The organism is Marinifilum breve, assembly GCF_003202155.1.
Classification (GTDB): Bacteria; Bacteroidota; Bacteroidia; order Bacteroidales; family Marinifilaceae; genus Marinifilum; species Marinifilum breve.
Map to the genome: position 1 here is coordinate 1 of NZ_QFLI01000180.1, position 384 is coordinate 384.

The 384-nt window shown below is 43.0% G+C and carries 1 protein-coding gene; it reads left to right on the forward strand.

Annotation, left to right across the window (positions count from 1 at the left end):
* Positions 1-12 precede the first annotated feature (12 nt).
* Positions 13-384 (forward strand): RNA-directed DNA polymerase (locus DF185_RS24920; RefSeq protein ID WP_262510004.1); only part of this gene is annotated, 372 nt, incomplete at its 3' end.

The window sequence follows — 384 nt, forward strand, 5'->3', positions numbered from 1 at the left end:
AGAGGAATCAGTTTGACTAATATAGTGTCTAAAATATTAGCCTCAATAATACTTCGACGCCTAATCAAAGTTCGTGAAGAGCAGATTAGAGAAAACCAGGCCGGTTTTCGACCTGGACGTGGTTGTATAGATCAGATATTCACACTACGTCAGGTTCTAGAACACAGACACACATTCAGACGCCCCACAATGGTAGTATTTTTCGACCTTAAGGCGGCATTCGACTCTGTTGATCGTGAGGTTCTATGGCAGTGTTTGTCACTGAAAGGAGTACCAAAGAAGTACATTAACCTTGTAAAGGCTCTCTACTCGAACACAACTGGTCGAGTGAGAGCTTATGGCGAACTGTCATCAGAATTGATTACCTCAAGTGGTGTTCGTCAG